The following is a 17,290-nucleotide window of genomic DNA, read 5'->3' as shown; positions in this document are numbered from 1 at the left end:
CAAGACTCGGCTCGGACCGATTTCGTCCGTCTGTGACGCGTTCAGGGGTGTCCTTGCCGCATGTCAGCAGACGCGGCCAAGTACACTGGAGGGGAGCGAGTGTCCGCTCGGGCGAGACGAGGAGAAACAAGGCCTGTGACCGAGAACAAGAGCGAGTACAACGCGTCATCGATCACGGTGCTCGAAGGCCTTGAAGCGGTCCGCAAGCGCCCCGGTATGTACATCGGTTCCACCGGTGAGCGCGGGCTGCACCACCTCGTCCAGGAGGTCGTCGACAACTCGGTCGACGAAGCGATGGCGGGGCACGCTACCAAGGTCGAGGTTACCCTCCTCGCCGACGGTGGGGTGCGGGTAGTCGACGACGGCCGCGGCATCCCGGTCGACATGCACCCCAAGGAGCACAAGCCGACCATCGAGGTCGTGCTCACCCAGCTGCACGCGGGCGGCAAGTTCGACAGCGACTCCTATGCGGTGTCCGGCGGCCTGCACGGCGTCGGCATCTCCGTGGTGAACGCGCTGTCGACGCGGCTGCTGGCGGAGGTCAAGTACGGCGGCCGCGACTGGCGCCAGCTGTACACGGACCAGATCCCGGGTTCGCTCGACGACCTCGGCCCGGCGTCCGAGACTGGCACCACGATCACCTTCTGGCCCGACGGCGGCATCTTCGAGACCACCACCTTCAACTTCGAGACGATCTCGCGCCGCCTCCAGGAGATGGCGTTCCTCAACAAGGGACTGACGCTGTCCCTGCGCGACGAGCGTGTCGCCGACGAGGAGGCCGAGGCGGACGCCGAAGGCAAGGTCGCCCGGGTCAAGGAGAAGGTCTACTGCTACCCGGGCGGGCTCGAGGACTTCGTCAAGCACATCAACGGCAGCAAGGACCCGATCCACGCCAGCGTGATCTCCTTCGACGCCAAGGGCCCCGGCCTCGAGGTCGAGGTCGCGATGCAGTGGAACACCGGGTTCACGCCGTCGGTCTACACGTTCGCCAACACGATCAACACCCACGAGGGCGGCACCCACGAAGAAGGCTTCCGCGCCGCGCTGACCCGCGTCGTCAACACGTACGCGCGCGACAAGAAGCTGCTCAAGGAGAAGGACACCAACCTGACCGGTGACGACGTGCGCGAGGGCCTCGCCGCGATCGTCTCGATCAAGCTGAGCGAGCCGCAGTTCGAGGGCCAGACGAAGACCAAGCTGGGCAACAGCGAGGCGAAGACGTTCGTGCAGCAGCAGTCGAACGAGTGGCTGGCCGACTGGTTCGAGCGCAACCCGGCCGAGGCGAAGACGATCATCAACAAGTCGATCTCCTCGGCGCAGGCCCGGATGGCCGCGCGCAAGGCGCGTGACCTCGTCCGCCGCAAGGGCGCGCTCGACATCGGCGGCCTGCCCGGCAAGCTGAAGGACTGCCGCTCCACCAAGCCGGAGGAGTGCGAGCTCTACATCGTCGAGGGTGACTCGGCCGGCGGCTCGGCCAAGGAGGGCCGGGACTCGATGTACCAGGCGATCCTGCCGATCCGCGGCAAGATCATCAACGTCGAGAAGGCCCGCATCGACCGCGTCCTCAAGAACACCGAGGTCCAGTCGCTGATCACCGCGCTGGGCACCGGCATCCACGACGAGTTCGACCTCGAGAAACTGCGGTACCACAAGATCGTGCTGATGGCCGACGCCGACGTCGACGGTCAGCACATCACCACGCTGCTGCTCACCCTGCTGTTCCGGTTCATGAAGCCGCTGATCGAGCACGGCCACGTCTTCCTGTCGCGGCCGCCGCTGTACAAGATCAAGTGGCCGCGGGCCGAACCGGAGTACGTGTACTCCGACAACGAGCGCGACGCCGTCATCCGCGCGGGCGTCGAGGCCGGCAAGCGGCTGCCGAAGGACGACGCGATCCAGCGGTACAAGGGTCTCGGCGAGATGAACGCCGAAGAGCTGTGGGAGACCACGATGGACCCGGCCAACCGGCTGCTGGGGCGGGTCACGATGGACGACGCCGCCCAGGCCGACGACCTGTTCTCGGTCCTGATGGGCGAGGACGTCGAGGCCCGCCGCTCGTTCATCACGCGCAACGCCAAGGACGTGCGCTTCTTGGACGTGTAGGCGTCCCCCGTTCGTTTGTCCCGCTAGGACCCCCGCACTCGAGAAGGACCCATGACGGAAACTCTGCCGCCGGCTCCGGACCACGACCGGATCGAACCGGTCGACATCCAGCAGGAGATGCAGCGCTCGTACATCGACTACGCGATGAGCGTGATCGTGTCGCGCGCGCTGCCGGACGTGCGCGACGGCCTCAAGCCGGTCGCCCGCCGGATCCTGTACTCGATGTTCGACTCCGGCTTCCGGCCGGACCGCGGGTACAACAAGTGTTCCCGCGTCGTCGGCGACGTCATGGGCAACTACCACCCGCACGGTGACTCGGCGATCTACGACGCGCTCGTCCGGCTCGCCCAGCCGTGGTCGCTGCGGTACCCGCTGATCGACGGCCAGGGCAACTTCGGCTCGTCGGGCAACGACCCCGCCGCCGCGATGCGGTACACCGAGTCCCGGCTCGCGCCGCTGGCCATGCAGATGCTGGCCGACATCGAAGAAGACACCGTCGACTTCCGCGACAACTACGACGGCCGCACGCAGGAGCCCGACGTCCTGCCGTCGCGCTTCCCGAACCTGCTGGTCAACGGCGGTTCCGGGATCGCGGTCGGGATGGCGACGAACATCCCGCCGCACAACCTGCGCGAGGTGTCCGAGGGCGTTGTCTGGGCGCTCGAGAACCCCGAGGCGGACGACGACGAGCTGCTGGCCGCGCTCCTGGTGCGGATCAAGGGCCCGGACTTCCCGACCAAGGCGATGATCCTCGGCACGTCCGGCATCGAGGACGCCTACCGCACCGGCCGCGGCTCGGTCCGGATGCGCGCGGTCGTCGAGGTCGAGGAAGACGTCAAGGGCCGCACGATCCTGGTCGTGTCCGAGCTGCCGTACCAGGTCAACCCGGACAACCTGGTCGAGAACATCGCGAATCTGGTCCGCGACGGCAAGCTCACCGGCATCTCCGACATCGCCGACGAGTCCAACAGCCGCTCCGGCATGCGGATCGTCGTCACGGTCAAGCGGGACGCCGTCGCGAAGGTCGTGCTGAACAACCTGTTCAAGCACACCCAGCTGCAGCAGAACTTCGGCGTCAACATGCTGGCACTGGTCGACGGCGTGCCGCGCACGCTGCGGCTCGACCAGATCATCCGGCACTACGTGAAGCACCAGGTCGAGGTCATCGTCCGGCGGACCCGCTTCCGCCTGCGGAAGGCCGAGGAACGGGCCCACATCCTGCGTGGGTACGTCAAGGCGCTCGACGCGCTCGACGAGGTCATCGCGCTGATCCGGCGGTCGCCGTCCGCGGACGAGGCCCGGCCGGCCCTGATGGAGCTCCTGGACGTCGACGAGATCCAGGCCACCGCGATCCTCGACATGCAGCTGCGGCGCCTGGCCGCCCTCGAGCGGCAGCGGATCATCGACCAGCTGGCCGAGATCGAGCTGGAGATCGCCGACCTCAAGGACATCCTCGAGAAGCCCGAGCGGCAGCGCTCGATCATCCGCGACGAGCTGATGGCGATCGTCGAGAAGTACGGCGACGACCGGCGCACGAAGATCATCGCCTTCAACGGCGACGTCACCGACGAAGAGCTCATCGCGGTCGAGGACGTCGTCGTCACGATCACCCGCACGGGGTACGCGAAGCGGACGAAGACGGATCTGTACCGCTCGCAGAAGCGCGGCGGCAAGGGCGTGCAGGGCGCGACGCTGAAGCAGGACGACATCGTCCAGCACTTCTTCGTCTGCTCGACGCACGACTGGATCCTGTTCTTCACGAACAAGGGCCGCGTCTACCGGACCAAGACGTACGACCTGCCCGAGGCCAACCGCAACGCGCGCGGCCAGCACGTCGCGAACCTCATGGCGTTCCAGCCGGACGAGAAGATCGCCCAGGTCATCGAGATCAAGAACTACGAGGTCGCGCCGTACCTGGTGCTCGCCACCAAGCGCGGCCTGGTGAAGAAGACCAAGCTCACCGACTTCGACTCCAACCGCTCCGGCGGCCTCATCGCGATCAACCTGCGCGAGGGCGACGAACTGGTCGGCGCGGTGCTGGCGGCGGCCGAGGACGACCTGCTCCTGGTGTCGGCCGAGGGCCAGTCGATCCGCTTCCACGCGACCGACGAGGCGCTGCGGCCGATGGGCCGCCCGACGTCCGGTGTGCTCGGCATGCGGTTCAACGACGGCGACGAGCTGCTCGGCATCAGCGTGGTCAAGCCGGACAAGTTCCTGCTGGTCGCGACCGACGGCGGATACTCGAAGCGCACGCCGATCGAGGACTACCCGGTGCAGGGTCGCGGTGGCAAGGGTGTGCTCACCATTCAGCACGACCGCAAACGTGGGAGGCTGGTGGGGGCGCTCATCGTCGACGCCGAGGACGAGCTGTACGCGATCACCTCGAGCGGCGGCGTGATCCGCACGCCGGCGGTCGACGTGCGCAAGGCGGGGCGGCAGACGAAGGGGGTGCGGCTGATGAATCTCGGCGAAGGCACCACTCTTCTCGCGGTCGCACGCAACGCGGACGAGCCCTCGGACGTCGCCAACGGTGACGACACCGCGGAAGCGGACGTCACGGTGGACGACACTGCGGAAGCCGTGTCGGAAGCAGTGGCCGAAACCACAGACGCGGATGAAGAAACGACGGCGCCGCCGGAGCAGTGAGACGGCGCCACCACGGCACGGGTAAGGACTGACTCTTCGTGACACCATCCGAGAATCCCGAGGCAGCGGGTTCGAACGGGACTCCGGCGAGCCCGCCCTGGCAGCGGGTCGGCAAGGACGGCGGCGACGCCGAGGCGACGGTCGGGCTGGCCACGGACGAGGTGCGCCCGGCCGGCGAGACGCAACCCGTCTCGCCGGCCGAGCACCCGGTGGTGACCGGCAGCGCCGCCCCCCGCCTCTTCGGCGGCGGCGACACCCCGCCGGGAGGCGAGCCGTCCGCGGCCGCCATCCCGTCGGCGTCGAGCCAGCGCGCCCGCCCCAGCGCCCTCCGCCGCCCAGGCCGAGGCCCGCGGCGGGCGAGCCTGCAGGTCAAGCGGTTCGACCCGTGGTCGGTGCTGAAGCTGTCGCTCGTACTGGGCGTCGCGATGTTCTTCGTCTGGCTGGTCGCGGTCGGCGTCCTCTACACGGTCCTCGACGGCATGGGCGTCTGGGACAAGCTGAATGGCACGTACTCCTCCCTGGTCGGCGGCGAAGGCGCGAACGCGTCCTCGGAACCCCTGATCAGCGCGGGCCGCGTCTTCGGCATCGCGGCCATCCTGGGCGCGATCAACATCGTCCTGGTGTCGGCACTGGCCACGGTCAGCGCGTTCATCTACAACGTGTCGGCCGACCTCGCCGGAGGCCTGGAAGTCACGCTGTCGGAACGGGAGTAACCCGGTTGCAGGGCCCCCTCGGGGGTCCTGTAAAGTTCTCCTCGTTCAAGGGCCTATAGCTCAGGTGGTTAGAGCGCTTCGCTGATAACGAAGAGGTCCCAGGTTCAAGTCCTGGTAGGCCCACGCAGGTCAAAGCCCGGTTCACCTCTCTGGTGAACCGGGCTTTTTGGTGTCGGCCTGACTAGGTGCCTGACTATGAGGCTTGCTTGCGCGTGTCTCGCTACCTGGTCGTTCCGCGCAAGCTGTTACGCGCATGACTTCTGTTCCGCTCTGCACGTTCCCATCATCAAGTCCTGCGTGGCGGCTAGTGCATCTTCTCGGACTTCGCAGAGGTCAGTAGGCTGTCGATTGGTGACTCAGATCACCAACTCGTAGGGAGGGGACGAGGGTATGGAGGACATCGCGAGCATGGTCGCGGCCGCAGGCACGTTCGTGGCTGGCTATTTGGCGCAGGGCGCGAAGCAACTCGGCGACAAAGTTCGTGACGGAGCGGTTGACCGGCTATACAAGTTGATCGAGCCACGACTGAGCAAGACCGCGTCGGGTTCCGCTGCGCTGCAGGGTCTGCGTGAAAAGCCCGACGACCCTGCCCGCGCGACGATGGTCAGCGCCGTTCTGGCTGATGCTGCCAAAGCCGATCCGGAGTTTGCCAATCAGCTCGGACAGGCGGTCCGTGACGTCTACAGCAGTCAGGACGCAGCCGGTGCGACCGTCGATGGCAACCAAGTCACCGTTCGACAGGGCGACCGTAGTCGATTCCGCACTCGTGACTTTGTGGTTGGTGACAAGCGCACCGTGCGTATAAGCACAGGCGGGATCATTATGGGTGTCGTCGCCCTAGTCGCTGTCTTGGGCACTGCTACCGCCATCAGCTACAACATTGGTGGCAATGATGGCGCTGCTGAAGCCGTGCAGCATTTCGAGTCGCGGCTCTTTCCCGGCTCCAAGGAAACAACCGTCGTTGGTGACGGCGGTTCATATCACACAAATCGAATCTTGAGCACAAATCCGAACGAGGCAGTCCGTGAGGTCTACGACGCGATCGCTCAGGATCTTGTTCCTCAGGCTTGTGGTCGCATGCGAGATGACGTCCAGACTGCGTTCGCCGCTGATCTGGGCTTCCCGAGTTGCGAGGCCGCCATCGCAGCGCTGTCTCGGCAGGTCACTAGCAAAAATGACTACGCGGAGTCCATGCCTAGCTACGTCAACGAGCCGCCTCCCGGTGGCACGATCACGATCAACTCATGCGACTACATGATCAGGGGCGGCCCTGCGCTCGGCGTTTTCAGCCTAACCAGGGTTGAGGGGTCGCAATGGCTAATCACCGGACACTCTGCGGGCCCCGTCCGATGCGCGTCCCGCTAAACAAAACCCCAAAGATGTCATCGAGGTCTATGTCTTGGTCAACTTATCCGGGTCGCGAGTTGGTTGATGTCGATTGGATAACGCCGGTCCGGCCAGTTCGGGCCGGACCGGCGGTTGCTCGGATTTCGCGCTAGTTGCCGATGAAGATATGGTCCATTGCTTCGGCGCCGTGCTGGATCACCGGGCGCAACTGGTGGCGGTAGACCTTCTCCGTCACGGTCGTCCCGTTGTGGCCTACCAGCCGCGAGATCTTTTCCAACTCCATGCCGCTGTCGGAGAGCAGTGACACGAAGCTGTGGCGTAGCTCACGCGGTGTCCACTCCTCCGGTTTCAAGCCGGCCTTCTTTAGTACACGTCGGAACGCACGGCGGACGTTGGCCGCGTCCAGTTCACGCCCGACAGCCGACGCGAACACCAACCCCTTTTCCTCCCAGCTGTCGCTGGCCAGCTTGCGCGCGAACGCTTGCTTTGCCTGGTGCGCCCGCAAGGCGTCAATGCACCGTTTCGGCAGCGCCAGCGAACGCCGCGACTTCGCAGTTTTGGTGTCGCCGCCTTCTCGTACCGACCGCCACACCATGACGTGCGGGGGGACCGGCGAGGTTAATTCCGGCTTGCCCTCCAAATCGGTGTGCGACCACGTGAGCGCCCGCATCTCCTCTGTCCGAGCCCCGGTCAGCAGCGACACCACGATGTAAGCGCGCATCGAGGTGAACTCGGCCGCTGCAAGAACGGCCTCGGCCTGTTCAAAGGTCAACGACTTCGACGGCCGGCCCGCCCGTCCCTCCGGGACCTCGCAGAGGAGCGCGACGTTGCGCTTGATCTTCTCCCGCTTCTGCGCCCTGGCCAGCGACCGCCGGAGCAGCGACAGCAGCTCTTGCAGCGTCCGCGTCGACACGACCTTCGCCCTACCGGCGAGCCACGTGTCGACCTCGTCCGCGGTCAGCTCCCGTGCGTTGCGGCGCCCGATGAGCGGGACGATGTGCTTGTCGGCGAGGATCGTCAGCTTCTCCACGGTCGAGGCTGACCGCCGGGGCAGACCGTGCGCGAGGAAGTCGCGTACCGCCTGAGCCACCGTGAACGACCGGTCCTCCGGTGGCAAGCCGTCGTCGTGCTCGCGGAGCATCTCCTTGAGTTTGTCCTTCGCCTCGGTCTTCGTCTTGCCGTACGCGGAGCGGACCTTCCGCTTTCCGGCCGGTGTGTAGCCGACCGTGACCTCAGCGATCCAGCGCTGACGGCTTTCCGACCAGCGGAGGCCACCGTCTCCGCGGCTACGCCGTTTCGTCATAGCTGACCTCCGCTTCGTTCATGAGCAGTTGGACGTACTGCTGGATGGCGACTGCCGGGACGAGCCGGGCGCGTCCCTGTTTGACCGAGCGCAGGCGCCCCGAGCGCAACTGCTCGTAGATGACCGAGCGGCTCATCGACAGCAGCCGCATCGCTTCGGTGATCCGGTAGAGATGCCGTTCGGGCACGGCGACCGGCATGGATACGGCGTTCATCGGTCCCCCTCGTTGTCGTGGTCGGGCTTGGCGGGCGCGACGTCCGCGACCTCCGCAACCGAGCTGGTCAGCACAGGTGCGAGCGGCACTTGGGCGCCGCGACCGTCCGCGACCCTGGTTGCGGAGGTCGCGGCCGAGGTCGACGACCCCGAGAGGCCCGGTGCGGCGCTGACCTGCGGGGTCGCGCTGGTCGCGGATGTCGCCCCCGTTTCGAGCGGCGGGAGGTAGCGGCTCCAGGCGTCGGCGAGCCCGCCGTCGCCGTCGATGCGGTATCCCTTCAGCGTCTTGCCGCTGACCTTCAGGTCTTTCGGCCGGACCAGGTATCGATCGAGTTCCTTCGCCAGGCGGCGGCTGTCGAGCGACTTTCCCTGAAGGTCCGTCCACGGGCCGTCCTCGACGGCGTGAAGCTCGCGAATCAGCTCGGCCGTCACCATGCGGTCGGTGTTCTCCGCGGCGAAGATCTGCCGGACGTCGGCCAGCAGCCGCACGCCGATCGACACGGGTTGTGCGTTGGCTTCGAGCACGAAGTGCCCGCACGCCCGCCGCGCCGTCTCCGGCCAGTGCCCGCCGGCCGCGTCCGCGATGGCCAGGAGCGGGCGCCAGATCTCCGCAGCACGGTCACGCACGCCGTCCGGCCGGTCTGGTCGGGCGCGGCTCACCTCGTCGCCGACGCGTCCGACCCATCCCGCCAGCTCGGCGCGGACCGGTGCCGACTCGCGTTCGACGTCTTCTTCGATGAACTCCTCGACGACTTCGTCGAAGCGGCGTTTGCGCATGTGGACGGTGATCGCGCGGGTGGTGATGGTGTCCGGCATGCCGCCGGCGATCCCGGCGAGCGCGACCGGGGCGTAGACCGGGAACCGCGTGACGTTCATGCTCTTGGCGTCGCCGACGCACCGCGTCACTGTCGCCGAGCGCTTGTAGCCGGCGTTGAGCAGCGCGCGGAGGTCTTCGTTGTTCCCGCCTGTCTTCGGGTTGAACACGGCGTCGATCTCGTCGAACAGCAGCGTCATTGGGCCGTCGGCGAGCATCCGGAAGATCGCGGCCGGGGTGATGCTGATGGTCATCTCCGGCTTGGCGACGAGGTACTGGGCGACCTCCAGCACGCGTGTCTTGCCGCTCCCGGGCTCCGCCGAGTCGAGGATGAGACGCGGCGTGACATACAGCCGCTCCGCGATGTGCGTGTGCGCGTACCAGAGCGCCAGCGTCGGCGCGGCGTGCTCGTTGGCGAAGGCCGAGAAGCGCGACACGAACGTCACGACCGAGTCGAGAACTTCGTGACCCGGCTTCGCGTAGGCCGCGGCCGGCGCCGGGCCGAGCCATGCCAGCGAGGTGACCGGCGCGGTCTCCGGCAGCGCCTCGCTCGGCTGGGCACCGCCGTCCTCGGCCGGCTTCGCCGCGATGTGGCGGCCGCGCCAGACGCGCTGGCAGTTCTCCGAGCAGAAGTCGCCGGACGGTGAGTCGCCGCGGGGGCGGCTGCACTGCTGGCAGTGAGGCGCTGGCTCGTCGGAGATGACGAAGTCGATCACGGACAGGGTGTCGTCTATTTCGGACATCAGGCAGCCACCTCCAGGCGTGCGGTCGGTTCGTCGTTGCCTCCGGCATCGCGGTAGCGCTGCCACAAGTCGTCGAGGCGTTCGGTGTCGTCGAGCCGGTGGCGGAGAACGTCCGTCGGCGAGTCGTCCTCGACGGCTTGCACCAGGCGGGCCGCGTGCTCCCGAACGGCGCGGCGGTACGCGTCCTTCAGTACGAGGGCTTTCAGCCAGGAGCCGTAGTACGGCGGCGGGAGGATCGGGCCGTTCGTGTACGTTTCGACGATCCAGAGGCCGAGGCTGCGCAGCCGGTTCGCGCCGCCGGACCGCGGGCTGCAGATCGTCTTCTCACGAGCGTGATCCATCACGGCTATCGGTGTCGGTGCGTGGCCGGCGGCGGTCAGTTCGATGACGAGCTGGAGCACGTGAGCGGCGACCGGTGAGCCGAAGTCGTCGGCACGCATTCCGGCAAGCAGCCGGCGGGCCGCGGTGTGCCGAACCTGCATGACGCAGCCCAGGAACTGACGCTCGGGGTTGAGAAGTGTGGTTGTCATGGGTGAGCCCTTCGGTTGAGCTGCGGAGTCAGCGGTTCTCGTCGCGGCGGTCGCGGTCACGCAGATCGCGGTACGACTGCCGAGCGCGGCGGCAGGAGTTGTAGGCGCGGCGGCCGGCGCGGAGCGTGCGGCCGGTTCCGCCGCACCGGCGGCAGAGCCGGATCGCGCGGAGCAGCGGGGAGCGAAAAGCTCCGATGCCCCGGCAGGAACGGCACGGCCGGTAGGGGTAGACAGCGCACGACCAGGAGTAACCAAGGGTGACGACCGCAAGAACGATGAGGAACAGGACGTTCGGGTTGCTGAGGGGGTTCAACGAAGCCTCCGAGGCTGTTTTTGGCCGCATTCGGCCTGCGCCTCTAGGTGCTAGGGCGCTGATCAGCGTTGCTTTGGTGGTCTAGAGGGGGCTCTAGGTCTAGAGGCAGCAGGCTCTAGACCTAGAGCCCCGCGGAGAGCTATCCGCTCTTGCGGTTTCGGTCACGCTCGGTAAGAGCGTCGGCGATCCATTCGCGCTTGACGCCCATCCGGTTGGCGCCCTTGCCGGCGTCCAGGTCGTTGCCCCAAACCTGTTTCGTCGCAATCCCGAACGGCTTGAGCGCGCTGGAAAGCTGCGTTGCCTTCGCGGCACCGGTCGGCAGCTCGGCCCACGGGCCGTAGACCGCCGGCCGAAGCTCGGCCAGCCGGTCGACGATGCGTTCCGACCACACCTTCTCGGCGTCGCCGATCGCGGCCAGCACGTCGGCGAGCAGCGTGCTCGTGTCCTCTTCCTCATCGGGCGCGAGGTCGAGGCCAGCGGCGTAGCCGGTCAGCCGTCCGGCCGCCAGCCGTGCCGTTCGAGCGCGGTTCGCGATCTTCTCGGCGTCCGGGCCGTCGATGTAGACACCGCGGGTGATGCGTGGCTCGTCGCCTTCGCCGGCCAGGTATCCGATCCCCTTGTCCCGAAAGGACAGCGTGGTTGCGCGGATGCCGTTCCGGTAGGACGAAGTGCCGAGAACCATGTCGTTGGCCTGCTGACCGGTGACCTTGAGGCAGAACCGCATCACGGCGTTGTCGCTGATCGCGGTCGGGATGCTCTTCGCGTCCGGTCGCTGCGTCGCCATCATGATCACGATTCCCAAGGCGGGGCCGCGCTTCACCAGGTCGGTGCAGACCTCCTCGATCTCCGCGCCGTAATCGGGATGCTCGAACCACTTCTGACACTCGTCGACACCGATCACGATCGGGTGCAGACCGAGGGACTTCTTGTCGGCCAGCTCCGGCGTGACCTTGTTTTCCGGGCACAGATCCTTCGGCAGTTCGCGGATGACCTTCGCGCGCCGCCGCAGTTCGCCGGCGAGCGCTCGCAGGTCGGTGACGGCGTACGCGATGTCGTCCGGCTCGTCGCCGGCGCGGTACCGGTGGGACACCGGCGCCAGCGGCGAAAGGTCGCCGGTTCCCTTGAGGTCGAACGAGTGCAGCTCGGCCCTCGGGTCCAGCGCCGCGATCAGCAGCAGCTCGCGCAGCGTGAACGTCTTTCCCATCCGCGGTATCGCGCCGATGACCATCGAGATGAACATCAGGGTGACGTCCACCCACCGGCCGCGCTGGTCGGTGCCGAACGGCTGCGGCTTGAACAGGTCGACCTTGCCGAGCTTCCGCAGCGGCCAAGCCGCCTGGCGCGACTTGGACAAGTCCTGGTCACCGACCCAGAGGACCATCCGCCCGGGGTGCACCTCCGCGTTGCCCTCCGGCCAGACGCACCCGAGAGGACGGCCGAGACCTGAGGCGAGCTTCGCCCGCCGCTCGACCACTTCGGAGACCGTGACGCCGGGCGGAAGGTCGACGTCGGCGCGCCAGCCGGGGCCGTCCCGGGTGATCGGTGCCGTGAACCCGATCGCGTTCGGGTTCTTGCTGAGAGCCTGGTTGATGCCCGCGATGCCGAGCACGGACAGCGCCTGAACGACGTTGTCGCTCGTGAGCTTCTGGACCTGCGTCGACAGCACTGCGCGAGACGAGACGACCGGGTTGTCCCGAGTGGACCCGAGCTTTCCCAGCAGGGCGACCGCGATCGCGCCGCAAGCCCAGAGAACCCACTCCGGCAGGACGCTCGGCAGCGTGAACACCAGGACCAGACCGACCGTCGCCACGAGACCGAGCTGAATCAGCCGGAGCACGACTCGCCGATCGCGCTGCTGCGAGAGCTTCAAGTACAGGTCGGCCTTGTCGGCGGTCGCGGTTTCCGAGCGGGCCGGACGCCCTTCGGCGTCGGTCACGTGTCGGGCTGTCGCAGCCAGCAGGATCACGAGGCCGCGAGGAGAACGCACCGCGAGCCGGAGCGCGTAGAGCGGTGACCGCGCAGTGTGGTAGCCGGCCTTGTGGGCGTAGTGCTTGCCCACCCACTTCGCCGCGTCCTTCGCGTCCGCGGTGGACTTGAGGTACCGGGGGATGATCGGCTGACGGTTCTGCGAGCGCAGGCGGTCCAGCCACGACGAACCGTCCGAGGCCGAGCGGTCGACCGCGACGGCAGGCGACTGCTCCGCAGCTTCGTCGCTGGACTCGGCGTCGATGACGAACGGGTCCGGGTCAGGGGTGGGCGTGCTCGGGAACGCGATCACGCGGCCGCCGTGCGGCTCGTTGGTGGTACTCATCAGTCGTTCACCTCCTGGTCAGTGGTGTCGCGCACGAGGTGCGCAAGGGCGGCGCCGCAGCCGAGCACGCCGACCGGCAGGCAGGCGACGAGCGTGGTTACCGGCCAAGGAGCGCGCTCGACGTCCGCGGCGGACATCAGGTGGTAGGCGACCTGGCCGACCATGCCGAGCACGAGCGAGCCCAGGGCGGACCACTTCGCGAAGCTGCGGACGCGGTGGGTCCGGGTCAACGGGGACAGCCAGACCCGCAGGGCGAACGCCGCGTAGGTCTCGACTCCGATCGGGAGCGTGATCGCCGAGTTGATCGTCAGGTGATCCCAGATCCCCGGCAGGAGCTGGATCGGGCCGAACCCGGTCAGCCGGCCGAGCCCGACCCAGCCACTCCAGACCGCCACGAACGCGGGGAGAGCGAGAAGCAGCACGGGCCAGAGCTTGATCGCGCGCCTCGGCGTCGTCCCCGGGTCTGCGGCCTCGATTACCTGCGCGTCTCCGTCGTCGTCAGCCGGCTTTGCCAGAACTTCCGGACCCGATTCCGGGCCTTCGCTCGCGGCCGGTTCGGTCACGGCGTGCAGCTTCCGCACGGGCTCGGTCTTGGTGTCGTCGCTCAGCGCGGCGAGGAGCGCGGTCGCCTTCGGTGCGCCCACCTTGAACTCGGTCATGATCCGGTTCCGGGACGGGACCTCGCCCAGGTCCGCCATGAACTCGCGGACTCGGGGCAGGAGGTCGGCGACCGAAGCGGGGTACGCGCTTCGGGTGTTCGTGGGCGTGTTGAGCCCTACCATGAGGTTTCTCCTGACTGGCTTGGAAGTGGTTGGGAGGAGCCCGGTCCGGCGGGTGGTTCTTGGCGGTTCCGTGCGCCGGGCCGGGGCGAAATCAAGCAGCCGCGTCGGGCCGCGCCCGCAGGGCGGAATTGACGGTCTGGCGGTTGTTGCGCCGGATGTGCCGGTGCGTCGCGACGCGATCCGCGATTGCCGCGGGCCTGGGGCTCTCCGAGTTCTGCTCCGCCGCCGTCACGAAGTACTCGGCGATCATCACGTCGATGTCCTGCTCGGTCAGGCCGTCCGGCGCGTAGCTGGGCAAGGGGATGAGGTCGTCCATGGGGATGTGCTCCAACGATTCGTAGGTCTCCTGTTCAGGAGCGGTCGGTGTCGACCGGAACCCAAAGTAAGTCCTGTCTATTAACTCTGTCAACTGACCGGTGAGAACTGACTTAGCTAAGTCACCTGACATATGCTGGTGAGATGGCATCTATGGACCCGGACGATCCGCGTGCGCCGTTCTTGCAAGTAGCCGCCGGCCTTCGGGCCGCGATCACGTCGGGGGAGTACGGACCTGGCTCCCAGCTGCCCACCTACCAGGAACTCGCCGACTCGTGGGGAGTCGCCGTGAACACGGCCAAGAGCGCGGTTGCCCAGCTCCGTGAAGAGGGCCTGGTGGTGATCCGGCACGGCAAGGGTTCGTTCGTCCGTACCCAGCCGGCCGAAGGTGACTCCGCGGCTCGCCCCGAGGCCTCGGGGGATGAGCGGGTCTGGCAGGCCATTGCCGAGATCCGAAAGCGTCTCGGCGAGATCGAGCGGAAGTTGGAAGAGCGCTAGCCGAACAGGGCGCGCAGAAACTGCACGACGCCGTCGATCACCGCGCCGGCGCCGTGGGCGGCTCCGCTGGCCCAGCTCGCCGAGTCGGCCGGGTACTTCACGATCAGCACGATGATCGCGAGCGTCACCACCAGGCCGACCGCCTTGCTGAGCAGGCCGCCGCCGCTCTTCATCATCGGGAAGTTGTTCTTCGCCATCGTTGTCTCCTCTGGTCCCGCGACCGGCCTCTGGTGGCCCGTCCGGCTCGGTGTTTCGAGCCGGTGTTGTCGCTGATGAACTCAGGAAACCGCGGAGAGGCGGGGGTGCAGCAGTGTGCACGCGGGGGTGCGTTTTTGCACGTGGGGGGTGCACGGGGGGTGCTTTAATGACCTTCGGAGGTATCGGTGGTCGACACGGGGAAGCAGCCGAACGCACTTCTAGCTGCAGTTATGCGACAGGCGGGGGCCACGAACAAGGGCTTCGCCCGCCGTGTGCGCGAACGCAGTCAGAAAGACGGGGGCGAGCTGGTCAGCGCGGACCACGTGTCGGTCAAGCGCTGGCTCGACGGCACGAAGCCGCACTCGCGCACCTGCCAGCTGATCGCCGCTGTCCTCGGCGAGTTGCTCGGCCGGCCCGTCAGTCTGGAGGAGATCGGCTTCGGTGGCGCCGGCGAGCCCACGTCAGACGATGTCGGCCTGGATTACCCCGAGGAGATCGCTCACAGCCTGGTCGCGCTGGGCGCGATCACCGAACTCGAGTTGCGGACGCCGAAGCGGGTCGGTCCGCTGGCCGTCGTGCCGGAAGCGTGGAGCGGCCTGGTCATCCGCTGGCTGACCGACTCCGACAACGAGGGATCTCGGCCGCCGGCCGAGCCGCGCTCGATCACCCTGGTGGACGTCGAGTCGGTTCGTGAGGCAACCGCGATGTTCAGCAGCTTCGACTATAAGTACGGCGGCGGCCGGCCGAAGTCGCTCGTCGCTTCGTTCCTCGACCAGGAGATCTTGCCGAACATCAGGCACGTATCTCCGCAACACCCGATCGGGCGCGAGTACTTCCGGGAGGTCGCCGCCTTGACGCGGCTGGCCGGCTGGACGGCGTACGACACGGGCGCGCACGGGCTCGCGCAGCGCTACCTGACGCAGGCGTTCCGCCTGGCCAAGGCGGCCGGCGACAAGCCGCTGTGCGGCCGAATTCTCGCGGGGATGTCGCACCAGGCGAACTTCCTCGGGTATTACCAGCGGGCGGTCGACCTGGCGCGAGCCGCGTACAAGGGCGCCAACGGCTATGCCACCCCGACCACGATGGCGCTGTTCCACGCGATGGAGGCGAGGGCGCTGGCGTCGCTCGGCCGGCAGGAGGACGTCACGGCCGCTCTGCTGACGGCCGAGCGCTGGCACGGCCAGGGCATCCGGGAGAACGATCCTGAGTGGATCCACTACTTCGACGAAGCCGAGCTGCACGCCGAGTTCGCGCACTGCTTCCGCGACATCGGGAACGCCGAGCTGGCCAACCACCACGCCGCCGCGTCCATCGCGGTCTCGGCGTCCACCTACGTCAGGAGCCTCTCGTTCTGCCGGACCGTGCTGGCCACGGCGCACCTTCAGGGTGGGAACCTCGAAGAGGCGCTGGACGTGGCCAGGTCCGTCGTCGAGACGGCAGCCAAGCTGAAGTCGTTCCGGGTCCGTTCGTACCTCGACGACTTCCGCGGGCGGCTGGGCGGGCACGCCGGCGACCCGTTGGTGAAGGAGTTCCTCGACTTCGCCGACGTCCACCTGCCGTCAGAAAACCTTCCAGTGGCGGGGCGCCTGATCGTCGCGTAGGTCGGAGATCCGCTTCTCCACCTCGGCCTTGACCTCGGCGGATTCGTCCACGGTTTGTGAGAGCCACATGGTCATGTTCAGCTCTCGGGTAGCCCTGAGCACGGGGAAGCCCGACCATCCGATGGGGTCGAAGCCGTAGGCCTCCGTGTACGAGTCGTACTCGGTTTCGGATGCCCACCCGAATGCCTGGTGGCGGACCGAAAGCACGGCCGCGTCCCACTCGCGTGGCCCGAAGGCGAAGTCCTCGAAGTCGATCAGGTTCAGCGTCCTGTCCGGGGCGCGCATGACGTTCCCCGGGTGCGCGTCGCCGTGTACCGGGCCGGCGGGCAGCGGGAACTCGAGGTCTCGGAACTTCTCGGAGAGCTCCTCGTACCGGTCGCGCAGGAAGTCGAGGTCACCCTCGGACAGCTTGCCCTTCAGCTCTTGTAGGCGCGGCTCGACCTTCGGCATCGGGGAGAACGCCGGCAGGCGAAAATCCGTCGGATGGGGGAGCGCGTGCAGGTCGTGAAGTAGCTTCCCGAACTCCGCCGGGCTGATGGGGGTGTCGTCCTCTTCGAGGCAGTTCCAGAACGTGACGGGTAGCCCGTCCTCGACGAACGGTTGCTCGTGTCCGCTCAGCGACGTCGCAGCAGGGAACGTGTTCTCGGCGAGCCAGCCGGCCACGAGCACTTCCTTCGTCGCCGCCGGGATCGAGCGGCCGACGCGGACCACCGCAGAGCTGTCAGCCAGCCGAAAGATCGCGTTCTCCCCGAACCGGACTCGCTTCGCGCCGGCCGCGTCCAGCCCGGCGAAGGCACAGGCCGCCTCGAAGACGGCTTGTGTCCGCTCTGACGTGAAGGCCTTCGTCGTGGTCATCAGAC

General features: G+C 67.3%; 15 protein-coding genes and 1 tRNA gene. 7 read left to right on the top strand and 9 right to left on the bottom strand.

What is annotated here, in order from left to right; all coding sequences use genetic code 11:
- Nucleotides 1-135: 135 nt before the first annotated feature.
- The 5 genes from gyrB to ACLJQZ_RS07975 all read left to right on the top strand — a co-directional run bounded on the left by gyrB (nt 136) and on the right by ACLJQZ_RS07975 (nt 6,827).
- Entirely contained in the window at nt 136-2,103 is a 1,968-nt protein-coding gene (gyrB, locus tag ACLJQZ_RS07995; protein ID WP_326945430.1) for a DNA topoisomerase (ATP-hydrolyzing) subunit B, read from the top strand.
- A gap of 51 nt (nt 2,104-2,154) precedes the next feature.
- Nucleotides 2,155-4,749, top strand: coding sequence for a DNA gyrase subunit A (gene gyrA / locus ACLJQZ_RS07990; protein WP_410619413.1), 2,595 nt, complete (start codon nt 2,155-2,157; stop codon nt 4,747-4,749).
- Nucleotides 4,750-4,787: 38 nt separating this feature from the next.
- Nucleotides 4,788-5,462 (top strand): DUF3566 domain-containing protein, encoded by a 675-nt coding sequence (locus ACLJQZ_RS07985; protein WP_410619412.1) that lies wholly within the window; start codon nt 4,788-4,790, stop codon nt 5,460-5,462.
- 49 nt (nt 5,463-5,511) lie between these two features.
- Nucleotides 5,512-5,585 (top strand) — tRNA-Ile (locus ACLJQZ_RS07980).
- Between the two features lie 267 nt (nt 5,586-5,852).
- On the top strand, nt 5,853-6,827 hold the full coding sequence (locus ACLJQZ_RS07975; RefSeq protein WP_410619411.1) for a hypothetical protein: 975 nt from the start codon (nt 5,853-5,855) through the stop codon (nt 6,825-6,827).
- A 130-nt stretch (nt 6,828-6,957) separates the two neighbouring features.
- Here the strand turns inward: ACLJQZ_RS07975 and xerC are convergent, their stop codons facing one another.
- The 7 genes from xerC to ACLJQZ_RS07940 all read right to left on the bottom strand — a co-directional run bounded on the left by xerC (nt 6,958) and on the right by ACLJQZ_RS07940 (nt 14,134).
- Complete coding sequence (gene xerC / locus ACLJQZ_RS07970; protein ID WP_410619410.1) at nt 6,958-8,112, bottom strand: tyrosine recombinase XerC; 1,155 nt, start codon at nt 8,110-8,112, stop codon at nt 6,958-6,960.
- Nucleotides 8,096-8,326 (bottom strand): helix-turn-helix domain-containing protein, encoded by a 231-nt coding sequence (locus ACLJQZ_RS07965; RefSeq protein WP_410619409.1) that lies wholly within the window; start codon nt 8,324-8,326, stop codon nt 8,096-8,098. The genes xerC and ACLJQZ_RS07965 overlap by 17 nt, the downstream gene beginning before the upstream one ends.
- On the bottom strand, nt 8,323-9,882 hold the full coding sequence (locus ACLJQZ_RS07960; protein WP_410619408.1) for a DUF3631 domain-containing protein: 1,560 nt from the start codon (nt 9,880-9,882) through the stop codon (nt 8,323-8,325). Before ACLJQZ_RS07960 ends, ACLJQZ_RS07965 begins: the two co-directional genes overlap by 4 nt.
- Nucleotides 9,882-10,472 carry a hypothetical protein gene (locus ACLJQZ_RS07955; RefSeq protein ID WP_410619407.1) on the bottom strand — a complete coding sequence of 197 codons (591 nt, stop codon included), beginning with the start codon at nt 10,470-10,472 and terminating at the stop codon, nt 9,882-9,884. The genes ACLJQZ_RS07960 and ACLJQZ_RS07955 overlap by 1 nt, the downstream gene beginning before the upstream one ends.
- Nucleotides 10,473-10,864: 392 nt before the next feature.
- Nucleotides 10,865-13,036 (bottom strand): cell division protein FtsK, encoded by a 2,172-nt coding sequence (locus ACLJQZ_RS07950; protein WP_410619406.1) that lies wholly within the window; start codon nt 13,034-13,036, stop codon nt 10,865-10,867.
- Nucleotides 13,036-13,818, bottom strand: coding sequence for an ABC transporter permease (locus ACLJQZ_RS07945; protein WP_410619405.1), 783 nt, complete (start codon nt 13,816-13,818; stop codon nt 13,036-13,038). Before ACLJQZ_RS07945 ends, ACLJQZ_RS07950 begins: the two co-directional genes overlap by 1 nt.
- 91 nt (nt 13,819-13,909) lie before the next feature.
- Nucleotides 13,910-14,134: a hypothetical protein gene (locus ACLJQZ_RS07940; RefSeq protein WP_410619404.1), complete on the bottom strand. Its 225-nt coding sequence runs from the start codon at nt 14,132-14,134 to the stop codon at nt 13,910-13,912.
- A 152-nt stretch (nt 14,135-14,286) separates the two neighbouring features.
- Between ACLJQZ_RS07940 and ACLJQZ_RS07935 the strand changes: the two genes are divergently transcribed.
- The gene (locus tag ACLJQZ_RS07935) at nt 14,287-14,631 is read left to right on the top strand and encodes a GntR family transcriptional regulator (RefSeq protein ID WP_410619403.1); all 345 of its coding nucleotides are present in this window, start codon (nt 14,287-14,289) and stop codon (nt 14,629-14,631) included.
- Here the strand turns inward: ACLJQZ_RS07935 and ACLJQZ_RS07930 are convergent.
- Nucleotides 14,628-14,828 (bottom strand): hypothetical protein, encoded by a 201-nt coding sequence (locus ACLJQZ_RS07930; protein ID WP_410619402.1) that lies wholly within the window; start codon nt 14,826-14,828, stop codon nt 14,628-14,630. The genes ACLJQZ_RS07935 and ACLJQZ_RS07930 overlap by 4 nt on opposite strands.
- Nucleotides 14,829-15,059: 231 nt before the next feature.
- Between ACLJQZ_RS07930 and ACLJQZ_RS07925 the strand changes: the two genes are divergently transcribed.
- Complete coding sequence (locus ACLJQZ_RS07925) at nt 15,060-16,430, top strand: hypothetical protein (protein ID WP_410619401.1); 1,371 nt, start codon at nt 15,060-15,062, stop codon at nt 16,428-16,430.
- Here ACLJQZ_RS07925 and ACLJQZ_RS07920 read toward each other — a convergent pair.
- A complete protein-coding gene (locus tag ACLJQZ_RS07920) occupies nt 16,389-17,285 on the bottom strand; it encodes a phosphotransferase family protein (RefSeq protein WP_410619400.1) in 897 nt (298 codons plus the stop codon). The genes ACLJQZ_RS07925 and ACLJQZ_RS07920 overlap by 42 nt on opposite strands.
- Between the last annotated feature and the right edge of the window lie 5 nt (nt 17,286-17,290).

The sequence above is a fragment of the Amycolatopsis sp. cmx-8-4 genome (assembly GCF_046548675.1).
In the GTDB taxonomy this organism is placed as follows: Bacteria; Actinomycetota; Actinomycetes; order Mycobacteriales; family Pseudonocardiaceae; genus Amycolatopsis.
This window is presented reverse-complemented; position numbering and strand designations above follow the sequence as displayed.

What these genes read in the sequence shown, in the direction of transcription:
- gyrA (WP_410619413.1), top strand. Translation starts at nt 2,155, where the DNA reads ATGACGGAAACTCTGCCGCCGGCTCCGGACCACGACCGGATCGAACCG.
- ACLJQZ_RS07960 (WP_410619408.1), bottom strand. Translation starts at nt 9,882, where the DNA reads ATGTCCGAAATAGACGACACCCTGTCCGTGATCGACTTCGTCATCTCC.
- ACLJQZ_RS07950 (WP_410619406.1), bottom strand. Translation starts at nt 13,036, where the DNA reads ATGAGTACCACCAACGAGCCGCACGGCGGCCGCGTGATCGCGTTCCCG.
- xerC (WP_410619410.1), bottom strand. Translation starts at nt 8,112, where the DNA reads ATGACGAAACGGCGTAGCCGCGGAGACGGTGGCCTCCGCTGGTCGGAA.
- ACLJQZ_RS07925 (WP_410619401.1), top strand. Translation starts at nt 15,060, where the DNA reads ATGCGACAGGCGGGGGCCACGAACAAGGGCTTCGCCCGCCGTGTGCGC.
- ACLJQZ_RS07930 (WP_410619402.1), bottom strand. Translation starts at nt 14,828, where the DNA reads ATGGCGAAGAACAACTTCCCGATGATGAAGAGCGGCGGCGGCCTGCTC.
- ACLJQZ_RS07940 (WP_410619404.1), bottom strand. Translation starts at nt 14,134, where the DNA reads ATGGACGACCTCATCCCCTTGCCCAGCTACGCGCCGGACGGCCTGACC.
- ACLJQZ_RS07945 (WP_410619405.1), bottom strand. Translation starts at nt 13,818, where the DNA reads ATGGTAGGGCTCAACACGCCCACGAACACCCGAAGCGCGTACCCCGCT.
- ACLJQZ_RS07975 (WP_410619411.1), top strand. Translation starts at nt 5,853, where the DNA reads ATGGAGGACATCGCGAGCATGGTCGCGGCCGCAGGCACGTTCGTGGCT.
- ACLJQZ_RS07935 (WP_410619403.1), top strand. Translation starts at nt 14,287, where the DNA reads ATGGACCCGGACGATCCGCGTGCGCCGTTCTTGCAAGTAGCCGCCGGC.
- ACLJQZ_RS07920 (WP_410619400.1), bottom strand. Translation starts at nt 17,285, where the DNA reads ATGACCACGACGAAGGCCTTCACGTCAGAGCGGACACAAGCCGTCTTC.
- ACLJQZ_RS07965 (WP_410619409.1), bottom strand. Translation starts at nt 8,326, where the DNA reads ATGAACGCCGTATCCATGCCGGTCGCCGTGCCCGAACGGCATCTCTAC.